Raw genomic sequence first — 23238 nt, forward strand, 5'->3', positions numbered from 1 at the left:
CTCCCTCGTCCTCCCCCCTGCACCACCACCCGCACCATCACCACGGCACCACCTCCACGATGAAGTGAAAGGCACCACAATGTCCCGTTCCCTCCCCCGCTCCGCCAAGCGCGCCATCGCGCTGGGCCTGGGCGTCGTCCTCGCCGGCTCGCTCGCGGCCTGCTCCTCCGGCTCCGGCGGCGGCTCGAGCCCCGACACGGCGTCGGCCGACGAGCTCGCCGCGGCCCTGACGGAGAAGTCGACGATCACCGTCTGGGCCTGGGCCCCGGCCGTCGAGCCCATCGCCGAGGCCTTCGAGGCCAAGTACCCCGACATCACCGTCGACGTGCAGAACGTCGGCACCGGAGCCGACCAGTACACCAAGCTGCAGAACGCCATCAAGGCCGGCAAGGGCGCGCCCGACGTGGCCCAGGTCGAGTACTTCGCGATCCCGCAGTTCTCGCTCAGCGACTCCCTCGCCGACCTCAGCGGCTTCGGCTACGGCGACCTCGAGAGCGACTTCACCGCCTCGACCTGGAACGCGGTCTCCGACGACGACGCCGTCTACGCGCTGCCCCAGGACTCCGGCCCCATGGCGATGTTCTACCGCCAGGACGTCTTCGACAAGTACGGCATCGCCGTGCCGAAGACGTGGGACGAGTACGTCGCGGCCGCCGAGACCATGCACTCGGCCGACCCGAACCAGTTCATCACCAGCGACACCGGCGACGCCGGCTTCACCACGAGCATGATCTGGCAGGCCGGCGGCCAGCCGTACAAGGTCGACGGCGAGACCGTCTCGATCGACCTGCAGGACGAGGGCGCGAAGAAGTGGACCTCGACCTGGAACACGCTGGTCGAGAACGGCTCGCTCGCGCAGACCCCCGGCTGGACGGACGAGTGGTTCCGCGGCCTGAGCGACGGCTCGATCGCCACGCTGCTGACCGGCGCCTGGATGCCCGGCAACCTCGAGGGCCAGGCCGCCGAGGGCTCGGGCCAGTGGCGTGTCGCGCCCATGCCGCAGTACACCGAGGGCGACACCGCGACCGCCGAGAACGGCGGGTCGTCGATCGCCGTCATGCAGCAGTCGGCGAACAAGCTCGTCGCCGCCGAGTTCACCCGCTTCGCCACGGCGGAGGACGAGGGCAAGCAGATCTCGTTCGACGAGGGCGGCTTCCCGTCGACCACGGCCGACCTGAACGACCCGGCCTTCCTCGCCGAGGCCCCCGAGTACTTCGGCGGCCAGAAGATCAACGAGGTCCTGTCGCAGGCCGCCGCCGACGTGGTGCCCGACTGGCAGTACCTGCCCTTCCAGGTCTACGCGAACAGCATCTACAGCGACAGCGCGTCGTCGGCCTACTCGAACGGCACCTCGCTCGACCCCGTCCTCGAGGCGTGGGGCAAGGCGTCCGCCGACTACGGCACGCAGCAGGGCTTCGACGTCACCACGAAGTAGCGCCCGCGCTCCCGGGCACCGGGCGGGGAGGCACGACGCAGGTCGCGCCTCCCCGCCCTGCGTCCGCCGCACCTCCCCCGCACTCCCCCGCCACCGACAGGACACGCCACATGTCGAGCCCCGTGCCCGCCTCCGCCGCCACCAGCCGCCGCTTCGTCGTCGGCCCCGAGCACTTCGAGCTCGACGGCGCCCCGCACCGCGTCCTCGCCGGTGCTCTGCACTACTTCCGCGTCCACCCCGACCAGTGGGCCGACCGCATCCACAAGGCCCGGCTGATGGGGCTGAACACCATCGAGACGTACGTCGCCTGGAACGCCCACTCTCCCCAGCGTGGCGAGTTCGACGCGACCGGCGGCCTCGACCTCGGCCGGTTCCTCGACCTGGTGGCCACCGAGGGCATGCACGCGATCGTGCGCCCCGGGCCCTACATCTGCGCGGAGTGGGACGGCGGCGGGCTGCCCGGCTGGCTCTTCGACGACCCGGCGGTCGGCGTCCGCCGCAGCGAGCCCCTCTACCTGGCCGCCGTCGACGAGTTCCTCGCCCGCGTCTACGAGATCGTCGTGCCGCGGCAGATCGACGCCGGCGGCCCCGTCGTGCTCGTGCAGATCGAGAACGAGTACGGCGCGTACGGCGACGACGCCGGGTACCTGCGCCACCTCGTCGACCTGACCCGCGCCTCCGGCGTGACCGTGCCGCTGACCACGGTCGACCAGCCCACCGACGAGATGCTCTCGCGCGGCAGCCTGCCCGACCTGCACCGCACGGGCTCCTTCGGCTCGCGCGCCGACGAGCGCCTCGCGACCCTGCGTCGCCACCAGCCGACGGGCCCGCTGATGTGCTCGGAGTTCTGGGACGGCTGGTTCGACCACTGGGGCGAGCACCACCACACGACCCCCGTCGCCGAGGCGTCGGCCGAGCTCGACGCGCTGCTCGCGGCCGGGGCCTCGGTGAACATCTACATGTTCCACGGCGGCACCAACTTCGGCTTCACGAACGGTGCGAACCACAAGGGCACTTACCAGTCGCACGTCACCTCGTACGACTACGACGCCCCCCTCGACGAGGCGGGCTTCCCGACCGACAAGTTCTTCGCGTTCCGCGACGTCATCGCCCGCTGGGCGCCGGTGCCCGACGAGCTGCCCGCGCGGCGCACGCCGGCGCCCGTGCTGCGGACCGACTTCGACGCCGTCGTGCCGCTCGACCAGCTGGTCGGCGACGCGGGCGACGGCGACGCCCCCGGTGACGACGCCGGAGCGACCGCGCAGGAGTCGCGGGTCGACACGCGCGCGTCGGTCGCGACCGCGACGCGTCGCCGTGCCGCCGTGGCCCCCGCCGCCGGGCAGTGGCACCGCACCGCGGCCGTGCCCACCATGGACGAGCTCAGCGCCTTCCGCGGGTTCTCGCTGCACCGCGTGGCGCTGCCCGCCGGCGACGGCCCCCGGGCGCTCTCGTTCGCGGGCGTCCGCGACCGCGCCGTCGTCTCGGTCGACGGCCGCCGCGTCGGGGTGCTGCAGCGCGACCAGCACGAGCGCTCGATCGTCGTGCCGCCCGGCGCGCGGCTCGAGGTGCTCGTCGAGGACCAGGGCCGCGTCAACTACGGCCGCCACATCGGCGAGGCGAAGGGGCTCGTCGGCCCCGCCCTGCTCGACGGCGTGGAGCTGCTCGAGTGGGAGTCGCTGCCCCTCGACCTCGACGCGATGGTGGCGAGAGTCACCCGCCGGGTCGACCGCGCCGCGGGCTCGGTGCGGTTCCTCGACGGGCCCGTCTTCGCGCACGCGACCGTCACGGTCGAGGAGCCCGGCGACCTGTACCTCGACACGCGCTCGTGGGGCAAGGGCGTGGCCTTCGTGAACGGCTTCGCGCTCGGCCGGTACTGGACGCGCGGCCCCCAGCACACGCTCTACGTGCCCGGCGAGCAGCTGCGCGCCGGCGACAACGACCTCGTCGTCTTCGAGACCGGCGCCGCGGCGCGGCCGGAGGTGTCGTTCGTGGCCGAGCCCGACCTGGGGCACCTGGAGTCGTAGCGGGGGCGGCGAGCCCCCGAGGCGGGCCCTCGCAGGGCCTGCCTCCGCCGCCGGGCCGCCCGTATCGTCGTCGGCATGGACCCCCGAGCTGACGTGCGCGACTTCCTCTCCAGCCGCCGGGCGCGCATCACCCCCGAGCAGGCCGGCCTCGGTCGCGGCGGTGGTCGCCGGCGCGTGCCGGGGCTGCGCCGCGACGAGGTCGCGACGCTCGCCGGGGTGAGCGTCGACTACTACACGCGCCTCGAGCGGGGCGACCTCGGCGGCGTCTCCGACAGCGTCCTCGACGCCATCGCCGGGGCCCTCGAGCTGACCCGCGCCGAGCACGACCACCTCTACGACCTGGCCCGCTCGTTCGCGCCCACCCGACGCCGCGGGCCCGTCGTCGAGGCACGCGGGGCCGCGTTGGAGGCGCCGGTGCAGCACCTCCTCGACGCGGTCACCGCGGCGCCCGCGTTCGTCACGAACACGCGCATGGACATGGTGGCCGCCAACGCCCTCGGCGTCGCCCTCTACTCCGAGATGTACCGCGGCGACGAGCGGCCCGCGAACCACTCGCGCTTCATCTTCCTCGACCCGCGGGCGCGGGAGTTCTACCCCGACTGGGAGCGCGCGGCCGCCGTCAACGTGGCCATCCTGCGCCGTGACGCCGGCCGCGACCCCCGAGACCGGGGCCTCGCCGAGCTGGTCGGCGAGCTCTCGGTGCGCAGCGACGAGTTCCGCGCGCGCTGGGCCACCCACGAGGTGCGTCGGCACTACTCGGGAGCCAAGTCGTTCCGCCACCCGGTCGTGGGTCTGCTCGAGCTCGACTACCTGGTCATGGAGCTGCAGGACGCCCCGGGCCACTCGATGACCGTCTACCCGGCGGCGCCGGGCAGCCCGTCGGCCGAGGGGCTCGCCCTCCTGGCCTCGTGGGCGGCGACCGAGGGCGTCAGCGCCGTGCCGGAGCGCTCGTGAGCGCGACCCGCGCGACGGCCCCGGTCGCCCCTCGGCCGCCGCAGGGCGAGGTGACGCGCCTGCCGGTCGTCGCCCTCGCGCTGCTCGCCGCCATCGGCTTCGTGCTGGTCGCGATGGAGACCATGCCGGCCGGGCTGCTGCCGCAGATCGCCGCGGGCCTCGACACCGGCGAGGGCACGGTCGGGCTCCTGATCAGCGCGTACGCCCTCGGCACCGTCGTCGTGACCGTGCCGGCCATCACGCTGACCCGCGGCCTCCGTCGCAAGCCCCTGCTGCTCGGCGCGGTCGCGGGGCTCGTCGTCGCCAACGCCGTGACGGCGGGCTCGACCGAGGTGGCCCTGTCGCTGGCCTCCCGCTTCGTCGCCGGGGCCTTCTCCGGGGTGATCTGGGGCATGCTCGCGGCGTACGGCCGCCGGATCAGCCCGCCCTCGCGGGCGGGGCTGTCGCTCTCGATCGTCTCCACCGGCGCCCCGCTCGGCTTCGCGTTCGGCACGCCGCTCGGCTCGTGGATCGGCAGCACGCTCGACTGGCGCTGGTCGTTCGGCGGGCTGTCGCTCGTGGCCGCGGTGGTCGCGGTGCTCATCGCCCTCGTGGTGCCCGCCGCCACGGCGCCCGCGGCGACCGGCGACGCGGCGGCCCGCCGCCTCCCCCTGCTCCGCGTGGCACGGCTGCCCGGCATCGCGGTCATCCTCGCGGTGATCGCCACCTGGATGCTCGGGCACAACACGATCTACACCTACGTCGCCCCGTACCTGCGGTCGACGAGCGCGGACCTCTCGGTCGAGCTCCTCCTGCTGCTTTACGGCGTCGCGTCGATCGGGGGCGTCGTGCTGACGGGGGCCCTGCTCGACCGCCACCCGCGGCCGCTGCTGCACGGCAGCCTCGCCGTCTTCGTGCTGGCCGGGGTCGTGCTGCTCGTCGGCCGCGACGTCACCGCCGCGGTCGTCGTCGCCGCCGTGCTCTGGGGCCTCACCTTCGGCGGCGCCTCGGCGCAGCTGCAGGCCGCCCTGACGACGGCGGGAGGCGCGGAGTCGGACGTCGCGAACTCGTTCCTGCCCGTGGCGTTCAACGTCGCGATCTTCGCCGCCGGCATCGTCGGAGCGGTGCTGCTCCAGCACGCCGACGGGCTCGTGCTGCCCGTCGTCATGATCGTCGGGGGCTCGGCGGCGTTCGTGCTCACGCTGTGGGGGCGGCGCGCCGCCTTCCCCGCCAGACTGGTCGGGTGACCACACCGCACGACCTCGCCATCGTCGCCCGCCCGTACGACCACCCCGACGTGCAGCAGCTCGTCGAGGGCCTGCAGCAGCTGTACGTCGAGATCTACGGCGGCCGTGACGAGAGCCCGATCGACGCCGCCGAGTTCGAGCCGCCCCGCGGGGCGTTCGCGGTGGCGTACCTGTCGGAGGGCCCGCAGCCGGCGGGCTCGGACCGCGAGGGCTCGCCGGCGGGGCAGCCCGTCGGCATGGGCGCCTGGCGGCTGCTGCCCGACGGGCGCGGCGAGCTCAAGCGGCTGTTCGTGCGGCCCGGGCACCGCGGTCGGGGAGTCTCGCGCCGGCTGCTGGGCTGGCTCGAGGAGTCGGCCCGCGACTCCGGCGTGGCCTGGATGGTGCTCGAGACCAACACGGCGCACCCCGAGGCGATCCGTCTCTACCGCTCGGCCGGGTACGAGCCGGTGCCCGACTACGGCCACTACGCCGACGAGCCGGAGACGGTGTCGCTCGGACGGGAGCTCTGACACCGGCTCGTCGGCGGACGACCGACGGCGGGGGTCCGGCGCCGCTCGGGTGCCGGGCCCTCCGGCGGCGCGGCGTCTCCGCCGCGACGGTCGTCGCTACAGCTCGATCTTCTCGTTCTCGCCCTCGAGGGCCTCGCCGGTCACCTTCGACTTGACGAAGGAGAGCACCGAGGCGACCTTGCCGCCGGGGGTGTCCCAGTACTCGGCGCTGTCGGCGCTGAACTTCACCAGCCCGACGTTCGGGTCGGCGGGCCCGTCGGGGAACCACGCCTCGACGCGGCTGTTCCAGAGCTCCTCGAGCTTCGCGTGGTCGTCGACCACCGCGGCGGTGCCGGCGAGCGACACCCAGGAGTCGTTCGAGCTCAGCGTGACGCCGACCGTCCGCTCACGCGCCAGGTGGTGCACGGCCGAGGAGTCCTGCCCGACGATGAACCACAGGTCGCCGTCGAACTCGGCCTCCTGCACGGTCATCGGGTGGCCGACGAGGGCGCCCTTCTCGTCGATGGTCGTGAGCATCGCGAAGTCGAAGCCGCGGAGCAGCCCCGCGAGCTTGGCGACGTCGTCGTCGTGGGTGCTGGTGGTGTCGGTCACGGTGTGCTCCTTCGCGCAGGGCCGGGCACGGTGGGCGCCCGGGGTCGCCCCCATTCTGCTCTCCCCGGGGCGGGGCGTGCCCAGGCGGCGGGAACGTCGTGGCGCGACGACGCGGTCGGTGGTCAGGTCGAGGCCCCGGTCACCGCGCCCTGTCGTGGACGACGGAGACGGCACCGGTGCTGAAGTCCTCCTCGAGCTGCTCGAGCGACCGGCCGTTGGTCTCGGGGACACGGGTCACGGCGAAGAGCAGCGAGCCGGCGTTCAGAACGGCGAAGATGAAGAAGGTCGTGGAGATGCCGATGCCCGCCACGAGGACGGGGAACAGCAGGCTGACCGCGAAGTTCGTCAGCCAGAGCACGAGTGCGGTGAGCCCCATGCCGACGCCGCGGAGCCTGAGGGGGAAGATCTCGGAGAGCATCAGCCAGACGAGCGGGCCGATCGTGCCCTGCATCGTCCCGACGAAGCAGATGACGAAGATCAGCACGACGATCGCCCGGCCGAGACCTTCGGGGATGAGCAGCGACGACAGCCCGATGAGCAGGTGGAAGACGGCGATGCCGGTGAACCCTGCGATCAGCATCGTGCGTCGACCGACCCGGTTGATCACCCGGAGCGCCACCAGCATGGCGACGACGGCGATCACGCCGGCCCCGACGTTGGCGATGAGCGCGCCGCTCTGGGAGAAGCCGGACTGCTGCAGCACCTGCGTGCCGTAGTACATGATCGAGTTGATGCCGGTCAGCTGCTGCGCGACGGCGAGCCCGAGGCCGATCAGCAGGATCTTGCGCAGCCAGGGCTCCGCCACGAGGTCGGCGAACCGGGCCCTCTTCGCCTCGTGCTCCTCGTCGGCCAGGAGGCGCACCTCCGCCATCTCGGCCGTGGCGCGGTCGTCGCTGCGGATCTGGCGCAGCACGGCCAGGGCGTCGTCGTCGCGGCCCTTCGCGATGAGCCACCGGGGGCTCTCGGGCACGCGGAACATGCCGATGAAGAGGACCACGGCGGGCAGCGCCGCGACCGAGAGCATGTAGCGCCAGACCTGGTCGTGCTCGCCCCAGACGCTGCCGATCACGGCGTTGACGGCGAAGGCGGCCAGCTGCCCGGAGACGATCATCAGCTCGTTGCGGCTGACGAGTCCGCCGCGCTGCTCGGTCGGCGCCAGCTCGGCGAGGAACACCGGCACGGTGACGGACGCCCCGCCGACCGCGATGCCGAGCACGAAGCGCGCGGCCGTCAGGAACTCCCACGTCGGCGCGAGCACGCAGGCGAGGGCGGCGAAGAAGAAGAGGACGGCGAGCGCGTTGATCGTCGGCTTCCGCCCGAACGCGTCGGAGATCCGCCCGATGAAGAACGCCCCGACGGCCGCGCCGACGAGGATGGCCGAGACCATGAGGCCCTCGGTCGCGGGGGTGAGCCCCAGGCTCTCCTCCAGGGAGTCGAGCGCGCCGTTGATGACGCCGGTGTCGTACCCGAAGAGGAGACCGCCGAAGGTGGCGATGACGGCCACCGTGCCGAGGCGTCGCGTGTGGGGGCCGGAGACGAGCGCGGGCAGGGCCGGACGGGAGCCGACCGCGGGCCCCCCGCCGGGGCTGCCGCTGCCGGGGGTGCCACCGGGGGTGTTGCCGGATGTGTTCGTGACCACTGCTCCTCCATCGGTCTTTCGCGTACGTCCAGCGTGGTCCTCTTCGGGGCTCGCCGCGCTCCGTCGGGTGGAGACGAGTCCCGGGTGCGTGTCCTGTCACGGAACGGTCCCGGGGACCGGTCCCAGACCGGTCCGGTGGACCGGCGGCGATGAGGAGGAGCCTGCTCCGGTCAGCCGACCCGCGCCTCCGGGGCCCGCCGCAGGCCGACGAGCAGCCAGGCGACCCCGACGAAGGCCGCCGAGAGGACGGCGAGGATCTGCCCGCCCCAGGCGATCACGACGCTGGCCTCGCCCAGCCACACGGGCGACGTGAAGAAGAGCTGCCGCACCACGGCGAGGGCGGCCCACACGAGCAGCGACCACCCGGCGAGCGCGGGCACGACGCGCACCCGCACGACGACGACGGCGGCCAGCACGAGCGCGACCAGGCCGATGAACTCCACGGCGCTGGAGAGCACGGCGACCTGCCAGCCGAGCAGCGAGCGCGCTGGCAGCACCGCGGTCAGGGCAGGCACCACGACGAGGGCCACGGCGGCGATGCGCAGGCCGAGCCGGCCCGGGCGGCTGGGGCCCGCGATGCCCGGCTGGGACCGGCTGCCGCTCACCAGCCAGAGCGCGACCGACACGACGAGGGCGGCGGCGAAGAGCAGCACCGGCAGCACGGTGACGAAGACGAACGCCGACGACGCGGCCGCGACGACGACGAGCCGCAGGAGGACGAGGAGCGCCGCTCCGCCGAAGAGCGAGCCGGCGACGACCAGACGGGTGGACAGGGCCGGGGGCGTGGCGTCGGTCATCCCCCGACCGTACCGGCGCCCCGGCGGGCGCGGACGCCGCGTCGACGCTTTCCTGTGAGCGGGCGGCGGAAGGGGGCGTAGCGTCCATCGCTGTCCCCCGGAGGCACCTAGCCCTCGATGTACCCCGATCGATGTGCCCCACCGTCGGCTCGCTCCGACGGCGGACGGACGCCCCTCTCGGCCCGAACCGCGAGGGGCGTCACACCCTCTTCATGTCGAGGCATCGTCGTGCCCGTTCGCGCTCACAGCCTGTACTGTCTCTCTCATCGGGCGGCTCAGCCGTTCGCACGAGGTCGTGGGATTCGGGTCCCTGGCCTCGCGGTGGGGTCGCCGCGGAGGGGTCCGCGATGCCGGCCCCACCTCAGATCTCCTCCGGCCCCGGGGTGGTCTCCGTCGGGGCCGACCTCCCTGCTGCCGTCAGGTCGTGGGCCTCGCCGCTCAGACCGCCCGCACGGCGTCCAGCACGGCCTCCGCGACGACGCGCGGTGCGACCTCCGGCAGCCAGTGCCCCTCGTCGAGCTCCACGAACCGGTACGGCCCCGACACGTGACGCTCCGTGAGCTCGGCGGCGCGGCGCCCGAGCGCGGTGTCGTGGTGACCCCACAGGTACCGGGTGGGGACGGTGACGCGACCGGTCGCCAGCGACGGCCTCGCGCCTCCCCCCGGCAGCCAGAGGGCGCGGTACCAGGCGATCGCGCCGGTGAGGGCCCGGGAGTCGCGCATCGCGCCCGCGTACTCCTCCGCCCGCTCGGCGGGCAGCCCCATGCCCCGCAGCACGGGCGCCAGCCGGCGGCGCAGCAGCGCCTCGGGCAGCCACGGCAGCTGGAAGGCCACCATGTACCAGGAGCGCAGCGCCTGCAGCGACGAGATCAGCGAGGCGGCCAGGGCCGCGGGGTGCGGCGTCGACAGCACCGTGAGGCTGGCGACCCGGTCGGGGCGCTCGGCGGCGAGCTTCCAGGCGACGGCCCCGCCCCAGTCGTGGCCGACCACGTGGGCACGATCGACGCCGGCCTGGTCGAGCAGGGCCACGACGTCGGCGACCAGCTCGGTCGACCGGTAGGCGCGCCTCCCCCGCGGTCGCGCACCCGGCGAGTAGCCGCGCAGCAGCGGCACCAGGCAGCGCAGCCCCGCCGCCTCCAGCCGGGGCACGACGTCCCGCCAGCTGGCCCGCGTGGCGGGGAACCCGTGCAGCAGCACGACCACCTCGCCCTCCGCGGGGCCGGAGTCGGTGGTCTCGAACGCGAGTCCGTCACGCTCGTAGCGGGTCAGGCGGTCCATGGGCTCAGCCTAGGCAGCGAGGGCGGGCGCGTGCGCCCCGGCCCCGGCCCCGGCCCCGGCCCCGGCCCCGGCCAGGGACGCGCGTCGGCGACAGGCGGACCGACGTCGGCGCGGAGAGGCGGTGCCCCTGGAGGGACTCGAACCCCCAACCCTTTCCTTAGGACGGAACTGCTCTTCCATTGAGCTACAGAGGCTGACCCGGCGAGTCTACCGAACCCGCGCCTCCCCGCCCTCGGCCGACGAAGAACCGCGTTCCGCACGATGAACCGCACTAGAACCCGGTTCATCGTTCGGAACGAGGTTCATCGCACGCAGCGTGGGGCGGCAGCACCCGCACCTACGCGGCCGCGAGGAACGCGTCCCACTCCTCCTGCGGCCGCTCGACCCCGCGCACGACCCAGCCGACTCCGTGCGGCGCCTTCGGCTGCCAGCGCAGCGACCAGCCCATCTCGGCCGGCGTCCGGTCGCTCTTGACGTTGTTGCAGCGCAGGCAGCAGGCGACGAGGTTCTCCCAGCTGTCGGCCCCGCCGCGCGACCGCGGCTGCACGTGGTCGATGGTCGACGCCGTCGCACCGCAGTAGGCGCAGCGGTGGGCGTCGCGCCGCAGGACTCCGCGCCGCGACACCGGCACGGACCGCGAGTGCGGGATCTTCACGTAGCGCGTCAGCACGATCACCGACGGGCGGTCGTAGGCGAAGCCGGTGCTGACCACGGGGTGCTCGGCGTCGGCGGCCAGCACCGTCGCCTTCTGGGTCATGACGAGCACGAGGGCTCGTCGGAACGAGACGACCGCGAGGGGCTCGTAACCGGCGTTGAGGACGAGAGTGCGCATGCTTTCCCTTTCGAAGCACCCTGGACGGCTTCCAGGGATTCGACTGCCCTCGGTGAGAGCTGGGCCAGCAGTCCGCAGACGAGAAGAGCACCGTCACGCGTGACGGTGCTCTGGTCATCGGGCGGGGTGTCGTATGTGCTCGCTCGACGACGCACCCATGGTGCGGGCGGCGGTCGAACGGCTCATGTGACGCTCCTGGTCTCAGCAGTGCTCCGAGAGCGCCAGGTTAACCCGCGGGAGCCGCCCTGCCTAGAGGCGGGGCGGCTCTTCACAGTCCGTTCACGAGCGCGGGAGGCGCGGTGCGGGAGGCGCGGGTCGGCTCAGACCCCGAAGCGCACGTAGTGCACGGCGCTCGTCCACAGCGGGCGGACGCTGACCGAGCCGCCGGGCTTCGGTGCGTCGAGGATCATCCCGTTGCCGGCGTAGAAGCCGTCGTGCGACCCGTCGTTGAAGATGACGACGTCGCCGGGCTGGGCCTCGGAGGCCGAGATCGGCGTGCCGAGCGCGCCCTGCGCGGTCACCGAGTGCGGCATCGAGATGCCGTACTGCGCGTAGACGAACATGACGAAGCCCGAGCAGTCGAAGCCGGCCGGGGTCGCGCCGCCGAAGACGTAGGGCGTGCCGACGTACTGCAGCGCCGTCTGGTAGACGTTCGCGAGGCTGAACGCGCCGGGGGTCGCGGTCGTGCCCGTGGCGGTCGAGGTCGCCGTGGCGGCCGTGCCCGAGCCGGAGAGGTACTCCGACGCGGTGGGGCCGGTGTAGCTGTCGTACGACGCGGCGAGCTGGGCCCGCTCGGCCTCGCGCTGCGAGGCGAGGGCCACCGCGGCGGCCGCGGCGTCGAGCGACTCCTGCGAGGTGGCGGTGTAGCCGTCGCGCGACGCGTCGGCGGCGGCGACCGTGGCGTCGACCGCGACGGTCTGGCCGTCGGCCTGGCGCGACGCCGACTCGGCGGCGGCCTCGCTCGAGCCGGTCGAGGCCGGCGCCGTCTGGGCGAAGGCCGGCAGTGCCATCGTGCCGAACAGGCCGGCGGTGAGCGTCATGACGGCGGCCGTGGCGACGGTCCGCTTGCCTCGCGACCGGCGGGTCGGTCGGGCGGCGGCGGCCTCGGCGGCCGCTGCCGCGAGGGCGGCGGCACGGACGGAGGAGCGCGTCGGGAGGTCGGCTCGGGTCGGGAGAGCGCTGCGGGGCGTGAGGTCGGTGCGGGTCTGGAGGTCGGTGCGGGGAGTGCGGAGGGCGTCGGGTGCGCCTCCGGGCTGGGTGGGCTCGGTGAGGGTCAAGAGGGCGGGTCTCCTGCGTCTCGACAACCCTAGGGAAGTTGCCCCATCCGTTCGTCAGTTCACGACAAGCGACAGGAGACGGGTGCACGAGACGTCCTGCCACGGGCCTCCACGCCGGCTTCCTGGCGCGGGGACTCAGCGACCATACCCGAGGGAGTCGGTGAAATCATCCTCGAGGAGGACTTTTGTAACGAATCGGTAAAGGACCGATGTGCCCGCCGTGCGCCTCCTGGGAGCCGGCCGGGCGCCTCCCCCGGCTAGGCCGTGACGTAGATGTGCTGCGCGACCTCGGTCGGCAGCTCGAGGCCCTCGTCGTGGCCCTCGACGCGGACGAGCACGTAGGTGCCCGACTTGGTCACGGTCGCGACGCCGCCCGGGGTGACGCCCGCGTCGTGCAGCTGCTGCAGCAGCTCGGGCTCGAACTGAACCGGCTCGGCGAGGCGACGCACGGGGCGCGTGACGCCCTCGGGGTTCTCGGCGAGCACGGAGACGAGGTTGACGACGCCGTCGAGGAACCGCCCGGCCGGCGAGTCGCCGAGCTCGTCGAGCCCGGGGATGGGGTTGCCGTAGGGCGACTCGGTGGGGTGGTCGAGCATCTCGAGCAGACGGCGCTCGACCTGCTCGCTCATGACGTGCTCCCACCGGCAGGCCTCGTCGTGCACGTAGGCCCAGTCGAGCCCGATCACGTCGGCGAGCAGGCGCTCGGCCAGGCGGTGCTTGCGCATCACGTGGGTGGCCTTGCTGCGCCCCTCGGTCGTGAGCTCGAGGTGGCGGTCGCCGGAGACGACGACGAGCCCGTCGCGCTCCATGCGGGCGATGGTCTGCGAGACCGTCGGGCCGGAGTGGCCGAGTCGCTCGGAGATGCGCGCCCGGAGCGGCACGATGCCCTCTTCTTCGAGGTCGAGGATCGTGCGGAGGTACATCTCTGTGGTGTCGACGAGATCGGTCAACGGGGCCTCCCCAGGTGATGCGCGGACAACGTCGCAAGCTTACCCGGCCCGACGGGGAGCCTCGCGCGCCCCACTACGATCGACCCATGGCGGACATCTCCATTCCCACAGACCTGCTCCCCACCGACGGCCGCTTCGGCTGCGGCCCCTCGAAGATCCGCGGCGCTCAGCTCGAGCACCTCGTGACGGCCGGGGCCTCGCTGCTCGGCACGTCGCACCGCCAGGCTCCGGTCAAGCAGCTCGTGGGCCGCGTGCGCGCGGGCCTCGCCGAGCTCTTCGACCTGCCCGACGGCTACGAGGTCGTGCTCGGCAACGGCGGCTCGACCGCCTTCTGGGACGCCGCGGCGTTCGGCCTCGTCGAGCGGCGGGCCGAGAACCTCACGTTCGGCGAGTTCGGCTCGAAGTTCGCCGCCGCGACGGCGACGCCGTGGCTCGAGGCCCCGCACGTCGTCCGCGCCGAGCCCGGCTCGCGCGCCGAGGTCGAGGTGCTCGAGGGCGTCGACGTCTACGCCTGGCCGCACAACGAGACGTCGACCGGCGTCATGGCGCCCGTCACTCGGGTAGTCGGCGACGCGGGGGCCCTTACCGTCGTCGACGCCACCAGCGCGGCCGGCGGCGTCGACTTCGACGCCTCGCAGGCCGACGTCTACTACTTCGCGCCGCAGAAGAACTTCGCCTCCGACGGCGGCCTCTGGCTGGCGCTCTTCTCGCCGGCGGCGATCGAGCGCGTCGAGCGCATCGCCGCGAGCGGCCGGTACGTGCCCGAGTTCCTCAGCCTGAAGAACGCGATCGACAACTCGCGTCTCGACCAGACCCTGAACACCCCCGCCCTCACGACCCTGCTGCTCCTGGAGGACCAGACCCGCTGGATCCTCGACAACGGCGGCCTCGCCTGGGCCGACGCCCGCACCCGCGAGTCGTCGTCGGCGCTGTACGACTGGGCCACCGCCTCCGAGTACGCCACGCCCTTCGTCGTCGACCCGTCGCACCGGTCGCAGGTCGTCGCGACGATCGACTTCGCGGAGTCGATCGACGCCGCCGCCGTGGCCGCGGCGCTGCGGGCCAACGGCATCGTCGACACCGAGCCGTACCGCAAGCTCGGCCGCAACCAGCTCCGCGTCGCGACCTTCACGGCCATCGAGCCCGACGACGTGCGCCAGCTGATCCGCTCGATCGAGCACGTGGTGGGCGCCCTCTAGGCCCCACCTCGCCGAGACCGCGAGACGCCCCCGTCACCGAGAGGTGGCGGGGGCGCCGTCGTGGGCCCAGGGCCCGAGGAGTCGCGGGTCGGGTCGACCGGGTCAGCGGCGGCGACGTCGACGGCGCGGCGCGCTCTCCTCGCGGGGCGCGGCGTCGGAGTCCGCGTCGTCGTCGGAGTCGTCGTCGTCGGAGTCGTCGTCGTCGTCCGCGTCGTCGTCGGAGTCGTCGCCGTCCGAGCGGTCGTGGGCGTCGAGCCCGTCGATGTCGACGCCGTCGACGTCGCCACCGTGCACGACCGCCTGGGGCTCGCCGTCGTCCGAGTCGTCGTCGTCCGAGTCGTCATCGTCGTCGTCATCGTCGTCCGAGTCGTCGTCAGACTCGTCGTCGTCGTCGTCAGACTCGTCGTCGTCGTCGTCAGACTCGTCGTCGTCGTCAGACTCGTCGTCCTCGTCCTCGTCGGACTCCTCGTCCGCCCCCTGGGCGGCGAGGCGGTCGGCCCACGGCACCCACTCGGGCGCGACGAGCGCGTCGTCGCCGGGCAGCAGCTCGACCTCGAGCACGGTGGGCTCCTGGCCCTCGACCTGCGCGACGCTGACCGTCCACGCCCAGCCCGGGTAGCCGGGCAGCAGGGTGGCGAAGCGCACGCTGACGACGCCGTCGACCTCGTCGACCGGCTCGAGCTCGGCACCGATGGTGTCGGGCGGGGTGATCTCGGTGAGCGCCCGGCGAGCGAGCTCGGCGTGGGCCGACCCGGTCGGCTGCGCGGCGGCGTCAGACATCGAACGAGTCCGCGACGGTGCGGAGCAGCACGGCGATGCGGGCGCCGTTCTGCGGGTAGCGGCCGTGGCGCAGGTCGCCGCCGGCCTTGTCGAGCACCTTCACGAGGTCCTCGACGATGACGGCCATGTCGTCGGCGGAGCGACGGTTCATCTTGGCGAGGCTCGGGGCGGCCTCGAGCACCCGGACGGAGAGGGCCTGGGCACCGCGCTTGCCGTCGGCGATGCCGAACTCGAGCCGGGTGCCGGCCTTGACGCCCACGGTGCCGGCGGGCAGGGCCGACGCGTGCAGGAACACCTCGGCGCCGTCATCGCTGGTGATGAAGCCGAAGCCCTTCTCGTCGTCGTAGAACTTGACCTTGCCGGTGGGCATGACGTGACTCCTCGTCGGGGGTTGGTGTCGGTGCTCGGTGGGGGGTGCGCGGCCTCGGCCGCGGCTCCCGGGGGCTCCACCGCCCGGGTCTGCCGGACGGAGACCTCAGCTTAGGGCGCGCTCTCCGAGCACGCCCCACTATCCTGTGCACGTGGCAGAGATCAAAGACCCGACCGTGTCCGGCGGCGTCCATCGTACTGAACGCGTCCTGGTCTCCATGATCGCCGCCGTCGTGGGGCTCTCCGTGGTGGCCTTCCTGGCCCGCATCGTCGGCACCCTCGTCGGCGTCTCCGACTACACGGCGGGCGTCTGGCCCGCGGTGACCGTCCTGCCGCTGGTCGGCTTCCCCGTCGCGATCCTGCTCATCATCGCCTTCGTCGTGGCCACCGTCGTCCGACGCGGTCGAGACACCCGAGGCACCACACGCTAGCCGCAGCCGACGGCTGCGCGCCCCCAGGAGGACCCGCCCATGTCCAGTGCTCTCGACCTCGCCGGAGTCCTCCGCGACACCCCGCCCGACGAGCTGGTGCGGAGGCTCGCCCCGCGCCTCGTCCGCGCCTCCTCGGTGAACGACGCCTTCGACCTCGCCGACACCCTCCTCGACCCCTCGTCCGTCCGTGACGCGCTGACGCGCCTCGACCGGACGGAGCTGCTCGTGCTCCAGGCGGCCCGCGTCCCGGCCGACGTCGACGCGCTGGCCGCGCGGCTCGACACGGTCTTCGACGTCGACCGCGACGGCGTGCGGGCGGCCGGCGACCACCTCGTCGACCTCTTCCTCGCCGTCCGCACCGGCGACTCCCTCAGCACCCTCGACGCGGTGGGCGAGCGGCTCGACGACGACCCCGAGCTCTCCCCCGTGCGGCTCGGCGCCGTGCACCCGCCCGTCGTGCTCGAGAGCGTCGGCGACGTCGACCGCGCCGCCGTCGACGCCCGGTCGGCCGAGCGGCTCTACGCCGTGGTGATCGAGGTCGCCGAGATCCTGCGCGCCCTCGACCGCTCGCCGGCCCGCGAGCTCGCCAAGGGCGGGCTCGCCCTGCCCGAGACGCGCCGCCTGGCCGAGGCCGCGCACCTCGACGTCGACGACGTCCCCGTCGTGCTCGCGATCGCGGCGCGGGCCGGGCTCGCCGCCTCGGGGCCCGACGGCTACGCGACCACCGTCGACGCCGTCGACTGGCTCGCCGCCTCCTGGCCCGACCGCTGGGAGCAGCTCACCCGGGCGTGGCTCGCGACGCTGCCGACCGAGATCCTCGCCGTGCTGTCGCAGCGGGTCGAGACGTCGTGGGGCGAGCCCCTGGCCGAGTTCACCGCGTGGGCCTACCCGGCCGGAGGCGCGTGGATCGGCGAGCGCCTCGCCTCCTTCGAGCGGGCGGCCCAGCTGCTCGGCCTCACCTCGGGCGGCTCGCCGACCTCCGCCGCCGTCGCGCTCTTCCGCGAGGGGCCCGAGGCCGCGCGGGCCCGCGTCGCCGAGCTCCTGCCCGACGCGATCGACGAGGTGTACCTGCAGCACGACCTCACCGTCGTCTCGCCCGGTCCGCTCGCCCCGGCGCTCGACGCCCGCCTCCGCGTCGTCGCCGACGTCGAGAGCGCCGGCCTCGCCGCCACCTACCGCATCACCGAGGGCGGCATCCAGCGGGCGCTGACCCGGGGCGAGACGGCCGACAGCCTGCGCGAGTTCCTCTCCGGCATCTCGCTCTCGGGCATCCCGCAGCCGCTCGAGTACCTCATCCAGCAGTCGGCCGAACGGCACGGGCGCTTCCGCGTCGCCGCCGCCGACCCCGCGGCCACCGACCTGCCCGAGGGCACGGCCTCGGTCGTCAGCGCCGTCGAGCGCTCCGACGTCGACACCCTCGAGGTCGACCACGCGCTCTCGCCCCTCGGGCTGCAGCGGCTCGACGGCCAGCGCGTCGCGAGCCGCTTCGAGCGCGAGACCGTGTTCTGGGCGCTCAGCGACGAGCGCTACCCGGTCGTGCTCGTCGACCCCGACGGCGACGAGTCGGCGCCGCCGGTGCGCCGTCGCCCGCGACGGCCGGCCCCGGTCGAGGCCCGTGACCCGCTCCGCGAGATGGTCGAGCGCCTCCGCGAGGCCGGCGCCGCGGCGGCGTCGGGCGGCAGCCCCGAGACGACCGACCGCGCCTGGATCGCCCGCCAGCTCGACGCCGCCGTGAAGGGCCGGCTCACGGTCACCGTGACCATCGCCATGCCCGACGGCAGCACCACCCACCTCGAGATGGAGCCCACCGGCATCGGCGGCGGTCGCGTCCGCGGCCGCGACAAGAAGTCCGACGTCGAGCGCACGCTGCCGCTGTCGCACGTCGTCGCGGTGTCGAGCGCGACCTGAGCCGGCACCGGGCCGCTCCCCGTCACCCTGTGAGCGGTGTCGGGGGCCCCGCCTAGACTCGATCCTCATGACCGGCCCCCTGATCGTGCAGAGCGATCGAACCGTCCTGCTCGAGGTCGCGCACCCCGACGCAGGCGACGCCCGCCACGACCTCGCGGTCTTCGCGGAGCTCGAGCGTGCCCCCGAGCACGTCCACACCTACCGCATCACCCGACTCGGCCTCTGGAACGCCCGGGCCGCCGGCCACACGGCCGACGACATGCTCGGCACGCTCGAGAAGTACTCCAAGTTCCCGGTGCCGCAGAGCGTCAGCGTCGACATCGCCGAGACGGTCGCGCGCTACGGCCGCATCGTGATCGAGCGCGACGACGAGGGCGCCCTCGTGCTGCGGGGCACCGACTCCTCGGTGCTCAGCGAGGTCACGCGGGCCAAGAAGGTCGGCGAGCTGCTCGGCGTCCGCCGCAGCGACACCGAGTGGGAGCTCCTGCCCTGGGCCCGCGGCGAGGTCAAGCAGCAGCTGGTCAAGCTCGGCTGGCCCGCGGAGGACCACGCCGGCTACACCCCCGGCACGCCGCACGCGATCCAGCTCGACCCCGACGGCTGGGAGCTCCGCGGCTACCAGCAGCAGGCCATCGACAACTTCTTCGAGGGCGGCTCCGGCGTCGTGGTCCTCCCCTGCGGCGCGGGCAAGACCCTCGTCGGGGCGGGCGCGATGGCGAAGGCCGGCACGACGACGCTCATCCTCGTCACGAACACCGTGAGCGCGCGCCAGTGGCGTGACGAGCTCCTCAAGCGCACCTCCCTGACGGAGGACGAGATCGGCGAGTACTCGGGCTCCGTCAAGGAGGTCAAGCCGGTCACCATCGCGACGTACCAGATCCTCACCGCCCGACGCGGCGGCCAGTACACGCACCTGTCGCTGCTCGACGCCCTCGACTGGGGCCTCGTGGTCTACGACGAGGTGCACCTGCTCCCCGCACCGGTCTTCAAGCTGACCGCCGAGCTGCAGGCCCGGCGGCGGCTCGGGCTCACCGCGACGCTCGTCCGCGAGGACGGCCGCGAGAGCGACGTCTTCAGCCTGATCGGCCCCAAGCGCTTCGACGCCCCGTGGAAGGAGATCGAGGCGCAGGGCTACATCTCGCCGGCCAGCTGCTACGAGGTGCGGGTCGACCTGCCCCAGCACGACCGGCTCGAGTACGCCGCCGCCCCCGACGACGAGCGCTACCGCCTCGCCGCCACGGCGCCGGCCAAGCTCGACGTCGTCTCGCACCTGGTGCACCGCCACGAGGGCGAGCAGATCCTCGTCATCGGCCAGTACCTCGACCAGCTCGACGAGCTCGCCGCCGTGCTCGACGCGCCGACGCTCACGGGCGCGACGCCGATCGACGAGCGCGAGCGGCTCTTCCAGGCCTTCCGCGACGGTGAGCTCAAGGTGCTCGTCGTGTCGAAGGTGGCCAACTTCTCGGTCGACCTGCCGGAGGCGACCGTCGCGATCCAGGTCAGCGGCTCCTTCGGCTCCCGGCAGGAGGAGGCCCAGCGCCTCGGCCGCCTGCTCCGCCCGAAGAAGTCCGGCCTGCCGGCGTCGTTCTACACGCTCGTCAGCCGCGACACGGTCGACCAGGAGTTCGCGCAGAACCGTCAGCGCTTCCTCGCCGAGCAGGGCTACAGCTACACGATCCTCGACTCCCCCGCGCTGGCGGCATGAGCGACGCGCACGACCTGTCGCTGGGCGACGACGAGCTCTGGCGCGACAGCCTGCGGCGGGTGTTCCTGGCCGACCAGTCGGCGACGGCGACCTTCGGGCCGCTGGTCGCCTCCCTCGACCACGACGCCCTGGCCTTCGTCGGCCAGCAGGCCCGCGTCGCGGAGTGGGACTCCTCGGTGGTCGTCTCGGTCGAGCGCAGCTACGAGGTGCAGGGCGGGCTGCACGCCGGGTCCGTGCTGAGCGTCGTCACCTGGAGCCCCGACCCCGACGTGCTCGAGCGCTCCGACCTGCTGGCCGGCTCGCCGGTGAAGGACCACCTCTTCGCCGGCCTGAGCGCCCTCGGCGAGCTGGACGACGCGGAGGAGGCGCGGGTCGTCTCGGCCCCGGTCGAGGCCTTCCCCGGGTGGCAGATCGCCCGCGCCTCCGGCTACACCGCCGTCCTCGAGCACCGCGACGGCGTGGCCTTCACCCTCGCCGTGCCCGACGAGCTGCTCGAGCTGACGACGCGCATCGCGCTCGTGCCCAACACCGACTGGCCCGGCGAGCACACGGCCCGGTGAGGGCGGGCACGCTGCGCTCACCCGGGTGACTCGCGCTCGGCTCACAGACAACACCGAGGAGGCGCGCAGATACTTGCGTGCATGAGTGACGGCCCCAAGATCCTGATCGTCGACGACGAGCCCAACATCCGCGACCTGCTGACCACGAGCCTGCGCTTCGCCGGCTTCGCGGTCCGGGCGGTCGGCAACGGCGCGCAGGCCATCTCGGCCGTGCTCGAGGAGGAGCCGGACCTGATCATCCTCGACGTGATGCTGCCCGACATGAACGGCTTCGGCGTCACGAAGCGCCTCCGCTCGTCGGGTTACACCTCCCCCATCCTCTTCCTCACCGCGAAGGACGACACGGAGGACAAGATCACCGGCCTCACGGTCGGCGGCGACGACTACGTGACGAAGCCGTTCAGCCTCGACGAGATCGTGGCTCGCATCAAGGCGATCCTCCGCCGCACCATGAACGAGGACGAGGACGCGATCATCCGCGCCGGCGAGCTCACCATGGACCAGGACACCCACGAGGTCACCATCGGCGACACGGCGATCGAGCTCAGCCCGACCGAGTTCAAGCTGCTCCGCTACCTGATGCTCAACCCCAACCGCGTGCTGTCGAAGGCCCAGATCCTCGACCACGTGTGGGAGTACGACTTCAACGGCGACGCCGGCATCGTCGAGAGCTACATCTCGTACCTGCGCCGCAAGCTCGACCAGTTCTCGGCCGAGCCGATCATCCAGACCAAGCGCGGCTTCGGCTACATGCTCAAGGCCGCCAAGGCCTGACCGGCCGGCGCACCGCCTCCTCGGCGGCGCGCGCCCTGCTCCAGCACTCTCCCGGGCGCCTGGGGGCCTCACCGGCTCCCAGGCGCCTCGCGCTAGATTGACCCCTCTATGCACGCACGCCTGTCGCAGTGGTGGAACGAGATCTCCATCCGCACGAAGATCACCGGCATCACGGTCACGCTGGTGACCCTCGGGCTGCTCGTCGCCGGCCTGGGCACGATGACCGTGCTGAGCACGTACCTCTACGGCCAGGTCGACATGTCGCTCGAGGCCGCGGCCAAGGGCTTCACCGGGGCGACGCCGAACACGACGAACGCGCAGTCGTGCACCGTCACGTTCGGCGACACGCGGAGCAGCTACGTCGCCCTGTACCGGGCCGACGGCACCCAGATCTGCGACAACAGCGACGAGCTGGCCGCGGGCACGGCTCCCGACCTCTCGTCGGTGCACATCCCGGCCGACGAGACCAACGACGAGGCCGAGAGCGTCTTCAACGAGGCCCACGACCAGCAGTGGCGGGTCTTCGCCTACAACACCACCCTGCAGACGACGTCGGGAGGGTCGGTCGAGCGCATCGACGCGACCATCGTCACCGGCACGAACCTCGCGGTCACCACGGCCCTGATCGGCCGGTTCAGCGGCATCTTCCTGGGCTTCGGCGTCTCGGTCGTCGTGCTCGGCGCCGCGCTCACCCGCCTGCTCGTCACCTCGACCTTCTCGCCGCTGCGCGACGTCGAGGCGACCGCGGCGCGGTTCGCCGACGGCGACTTCAGCCAGCGGCTTGACTCGACGACGCCCAACACCGAGGTCGGGCGCCTCAACCGCTCGCTCAACTCCATGCTGAGCCGGATCGACAGCGCGTTCGACGACCGGGCGCGCACCATCGACCAGATGCGCCGGTTCGTCGGCGACGCGAGCCACGAGCTGCGCACGCCCCTCGTCAGCCTGCGGGGCTACGCCGAGCTCTACCGGATGGGCGCCCTGACGAAGCCTGAGGACGTCGCCCAGGCGATGGACCGCATCGAGAAGGAGGCGATCCGCATGGGCGTGCTCGTGCAGGACCTCCTGGCGCTGGCCCGCCTCGACGAGTCGAAGCCGCTCGAGCTGGGCCCGGTCGACCTCGTGACCATCGCCCGCGACTCCGCCCTCGACACCATGGCGTCGAACCCCGACCGCGACATCGCGGTGGTCGTGCACGACCCGGTCGTGTCGGAGACCGGCGAGGAGGCGCCCACCGGCCCGGACGCGCCCGCCAGCGTGCCCGAGACGGCCCTCGACCCCGGGGCGACGGGCCCCGTGTCGTTCGCGGGCGCGACCCTCGCCCGGCTGCGGAGCCTCCGCGCCCGCGCCACGCGGGCCGCCGACGAGGCCGCTGCCGGCACCGGTGACGGCACGGCCGGCCACGGCCCCGAGGCGCCCGCCGTCGTGCTCGGCGAGGAGAACAAGCTGCGCCAGGTGATCACGAACCTGATGGGCAACGCGATGCGCTTCACGGAGCACGACAGCCCCATCGAGCTCGTGGTGCAGTCCGACCCGGGCCGGGGGGTGGCGACGATCGACATCGTCGACCACGGTGAGGGGATCCCGCCACAGATCCGCGAGAAGATCTTCCAGCGCTTCTGGCGCGCCGACTCGTCGCGCACCCGCGACACCGGCGGCTCGGGCCTGGGGCTGGCGATCGTGTCGGGCATCGTGGCGGCTCACCGGGGCAGCGTCGACGTCTTCGACACCCCCGGGGGCGGAGCCACCTTCCGCGTGGCCCTGCCGCTCTTCCCCGAGAACGGCGTCCCGCCCGAGACGCCGGCGACCGGCGTGCCCGGCCAGGCCCCCGCCTCCCCCGGCTCCGTCACGCTCGCGTAGCCCGCGCTCCGCCGCCCGCTGCGTCTCGCTCGCGGCCCCTGCGCGCCTCCGGCCTGCCCGCCCCCGCCTCCCGGCTCGCGTCCCCCCGGCACGCCAGCCCCGTTCACCCGACGTTCGCCCTGTCATAATTTGAGAGGGAT

The 23238-nt window shown here is 73.2% G+C and carries 21 protein-coding genes and 1 tRNA gene; 12 read left to right on the top strand and 10 right to left on the bottom strand.

Features of this window, described 5'->3' with window-relative positions; translation table 11 throughout:
- Positions 1-79: 79 nt before the first annotated feature.
- The 5 genes from FHR77_RS10330 to FHR77_RS10350 all read left to right on the top strand — a co-directional run bounded on the left by FHR77_RS10330 (position 80) and on the right by FHR77_RS10350 (position 6148).
- A complete protein-coding gene (locus tag FHR77_RS10330) occupies positions 80-1435 on the top strand; it encodes an ABC transporter substrate-binding protein (RefSeq protein WP_167260097.1) in 1356 nt (451 codons plus the stop codon).
- A 110-nt stretch (positions 1436-1545) separates the two neighbouring features.
- A complete protein-coding gene (locus FHR77_RS10335; protein WP_208380789.1) occupies positions 1546-3459 on the top strand; it encodes a glycoside hydrolase family 35 protein in 1914 nt (637 codons plus the stop codon).
- A gap of 75 nt (positions 3460-3534) precedes the next feature.
- A complete protein-coding gene (locus FHR77_RS10340; RefSeq protein ID WP_167260099.1) occupies positions 3535-4413 on the top strand; it encodes a helix-turn-helix transcriptional regulator in 879 nt (292 codons plus the stop codon).
- Positions 4410-5639 (top strand): MFS transporter, encoded by a 1230-nt coding sequence (locus tag FHR77_RS10345; RefSeq protein WP_341777323.1) that lies wholly within the window; start codon positions 4410-4412, stop codon positions 5637-5639. Before FHR77_RS10340 ends, FHR77_RS10345 begins: the two co-directional genes overlap by 4 nt.
- On the top strand, positions 5636-6148 hold the full coding sequence (locus tag FHR77_RS10350; RefSeq protein ID WP_208380791.1) for a GNAT family N-acetyltransferase: 513 nt from the start codon (positions 5636-5638) through the stop codon (positions 6146-6148). The genes FHR77_RS10345 and FHR77_RS10350 overlap by 4 nt, the downstream gene beginning before the upstream one ends.
- A gap of 96 nt (positions 6149-6244) precedes the next feature.
- Here the strand turns inward: FHR77_RS10350 and FHR77_RS10355 are convergent, their stop codons facing one another.
- From FHR77_RS10355 to FHR77_RS10390, 8 genes are all read right to left on the bottom strand, one after another.
- On the bottom strand, positions 6245-6739 hold the full coding sequence (locus tag FHR77_RS10355) for a pyridoxamine 5'-phosphate oxidase family protein (RefSeq protein WP_341777324.1): 495 nt from the start codon (positions 6737-6739) through the stop codon (positions 6245-6247).
- Positions 6740-6878: 139 nt separating this feature from the next.
- The gene (locus FHR77_RS10360; RefSeq protein ID WP_167261328.1) at positions 6879-8288 is read right to left on the bottom strand and encodes a sugar porter family MFS transporter; all 1410 of its coding nucleotides are present in this window, start codon (positions 8286-8288) and stop codon (positions 6879-6881) included.
- A gap of 260 nt (positions 8289-8548) precedes the next feature.
- Positions 8549-9175 carry a hypothetical protein gene (locus FHR77_RS10365; RefSeq protein WP_167260103.1) on the bottom strand — a complete coding sequence of 209 codons (627 nt, stop codon included), beginning with the start codon at positions 9173-9175 and terminating at the stop codon, positions 8549-8551.
- A 438-nt stretch (positions 9176-9613) separates the two neighbouring features.
- Positions 9614-10453, bottom strand: a complete 840-nt coding sequence (locus FHR77_RS10370) for an alpha/beta fold hydrolase (protein ID WP_167260105.1) — start codon at positions 10451-10453, stop codon at positions 9614-9616.
- Between the two features lie 122 nt (positions 10454-10575).
- Positions 10576-10647 (bottom strand) — tRNA-Arg (locus FHR77_RS10375).
- A 143-nt stretch (positions 10648-10790) separates the two neighbouring features.
- A complete protein-coding gene (locus FHR77_RS10380) occupies positions 10791-11285 on the bottom strand; it encodes an HNH endonuclease (RefSeq protein ID WP_056056958.1) in 495 nt (164 codons plus the stop codon).
- Between the two features lie 320 nt (positions 11286-11605).
- Positions 11606-12562 carry a C40 family peptidase gene (locus tag FHR77_RS10385; protein WP_167260107.1) on the bottom strand — a complete coding sequence of 319 codons (957 nt, stop codon included), beginning with the start codon at positions 12560-12562 and terminating at the stop codon, positions 11606-11608.
- Between the two features lie 257 nt (positions 12563-12819).
- Positions 12820-13512 carry an iron-dependent transcriptional repressor DtxR gene (locus FHR77_RS10390; RefSeq protein WP_056056961.1) on the bottom strand — a complete coding sequence of 231 codons (693 nt, stop codon included), beginning with the start codon at positions 13510-13512 and terminating at the stop codon, positions 12820-12822.
- A gap of 86 nt (positions 13513-13598) precedes the next feature.
- On the opposite strand from FHR77_RS10390, the gene serC reads away from it, so the two are divergent.
- On the top strand, positions 13599-14711 hold the full coding sequence (gene serC / locus FHR77_RS10395) for a phosphoserine transaminase (RefSeq protein ID WP_167260109.1): 1113 nt from the start codon (positions 13599-13601) through the stop codon (positions 14709-14711).
- Positions 14712-14813: 102 nt separating this feature from the next.
- On the opposite strand, the gene FHR77_RS10400 is transcribed toward serC, so the two are convergent.
- Together FHR77_RS10400 and FHR77_RS10405 are read right to left on the bottom strand one after the other, a co-directional pair.
- The gene (locus FHR77_RS10400; RefSeq protein ID WP_167260112.1) at positions 14814-15491 is read right to left on the bottom strand and encodes a DUF3027 domain-containing protein; all 678 of its coding nucleotides are present in this window, start codon (positions 15489-15491) and stop codon (positions 14814-14816) included.
- Positions 15484-15861, bottom strand: coding sequence for a cold-shock protein (locus FHR77_RS10405; protein ID WP_056056967.1), 378 nt, complete (start codon positions 15859-15861; stop codon positions 15484-15486). The genes FHR77_RS10400 and FHR77_RS10405 overlap by 8 nt, the downstream gene beginning before the upstream one ends.
- A 151-nt stretch (positions 15862-16012) precedes the next feature.
- Between FHR77_RS10405 and FHR77_RS10410 the strand changes: the two genes are divergently transcribed.
- The 6 genes from FHR77_RS10410 (at position 16013) to FHR77_RS10435 (ending at position 23098) form a co-directional block, all read left to right on the top strand.
- Positions 16013-16291, top strand: a complete 279-nt coding sequence (locus FHR77_RS10410; RefSeq protein ID WP_167260114.1) for a hypothetical protein — start codon at positions 16013-16015, stop codon at positions 16289-16291.
- A 39-nt stretch (positions 16292-16330) separates the two neighbouring features.
- Positions 16331-18199 carry a helicase-associated domain-containing protein gene (locus tag FHR77_RS10415; protein WP_167260116.1) on the top strand — a complete coding sequence of 623 codons (1869 nt, stop codon included), beginning with the start codon at positions 16331-16333 and terminating at the stop codon, positions 18197-18199.
- Positions 18200-18266: 67 nt separating this feature from the next.
- Positions 18267-19904, top strand: a complete 1638-nt coding sequence (locus FHR77_RS10420; RefSeq protein WP_167260119.1) for a DNA repair helicase XPB — start codon at positions 18267-18269, stop codon at positions 19902-19904.
- A complete protein-coding gene (locus tag FHR77_RS10425; protein ID WP_167260121.1) occupies positions 19901-20464 on the top strand; it encodes a hypothetical protein in 564 nt (187 codons plus the stop codon). Before FHR77_RS10420 ends, FHR77_RS10425 begins: the two co-directional genes overlap by 4 nt.
- 81 nt (positions 20465-20545) lie before the next feature.
- Positions 20546-21238, top strand: coding sequence for a response regulator transcription factor (locus FHR77_RS10430; protein WP_056056979.1), 693 nt, complete (start codon positions 20546-20548; stop codon positions 21236-21238).
- Between the two features lie 108 nt (positions 21239-21346).
- A complete protein-coding gene (locus FHR77_RS10435) occupies positions 21347-23098 on the top strand; it encodes a sensor histidine kinase (protein WP_167260123.1) in 1752 nt (583 codons plus the stop codon).
- Positions 23099-23238 lie beyond the last annotated feature (140 nt).

Origin of the sequence: Frigoribacterium endophyticum, assembly GCF_011759585.1 — a bacterium.
GTDB lineage: Bacteria > Actinomycetota > Actinomycetes > Actinomycetales > Microbacteriaceae > Frigoribacterium > Frigoribacterium endophyticum.

Excerpts from the sequence above, each read along its gene's own strand:
- FHR77_RS10330 (WP_167260097.1), top strand. The coding sequence starts at position 80 with ATGTCCCGTTCCCTCCCCCGCTCCGCCAAGCGCGCCATCGCGCTGGGC.
- FHR77_RS10335 (WP_208380789.1), top strand. The coding sequence starts at position 1,546 with ATGTCGAGCCCCGTGCCCGCCTCCGCCGCCACCAGCCGCCGCTTCGTC.
- FHR77_RS10340 (WP_167260099.1), top strand. The coding sequence starts at position 3,535 with ATGGACCCCCGAGCTGACGTGCGCGACTTCCTCTCCAGCCGCCGGGCG.
- FHR77_RS10365 (WP_167260103.1), bottom strand. The coding sequence starts at position 9,175 with ATGACCGACGCCACGCCCCCGGCCCTGTCCACCCGTCTGGTCGTCGCC.
- FHR77_RS10370 (WP_167260105.1), bottom strand. The coding sequence starts at position 10,453 with ATGGACCGCCTGACCCGCTACGAGCGTGACGGACTCGCGTTCGAGACC.
- FHR77_RS10380 (WP_056056958.1), bottom strand. The coding sequence starts at position 11,285 with ATGCGCACTCTCGTCCTCAACGCCGGTTACGAGCCCCTCGCGGTCGTC.
- serC (WP_167260109.1), top strand. The coding sequence starts at position 13,599 with ATGGCGGACATCTCCATTCCCACAGACCTGCTCCCCACCGACGGCCGC.
- FHR77_RS10400 (WP_167260112.1), bottom strand. The coding sequence starts at position 15,491 with ATGTCTGACGCCGCCGCGCAGCCGACCGGGTCGGCCCACGCCGAGCTC.
- FHR77_RS10405 (WP_056056967.1), bottom strand. The coding sequence starts at position 15,861 with ATGCCCACCGGCAAGGTCAAGTTCTACGACGACGAGAAGGGCTTCGGC.
- FHR77_RS10415 (WP_167260116.1), top strand. The coding sequence starts at position 16,331 with ATGTCCAGTGCTCTCGACCTCGCCGGAGTCCTCCGCGACACCCCGCCC.
- FHR77_RS10420 (WP_167260119.1), top strand. The coding sequence starts at position 18,267 with ATGACCGGCCCCCTGATCGTGCAGAGCGATCGAACCGTCCTGCTCGAG.
- FHR77_RS10425 (WP_167260121.1), top strand. The coding sequence starts at position 19,901 with ATGAGCGACGCGCACGACCTGTCGCTGGGCGACGACGAGCTCTGGCGC.
- FHR77_RS10430 (WP_056056979.1), top strand. The coding sequence starts at position 20,546 with ATGAGTGACGGCCCCAAGATCCTGATCGTCGACGACGAGCCCAACATC.
- FHR77_RS10435 (WP_167260123.1), top strand. The coding sequence starts at position 21,347 with ATGCACGCACGCCTGTCGCAGTGGTGGAACGAGATCTCCATCCGCACG.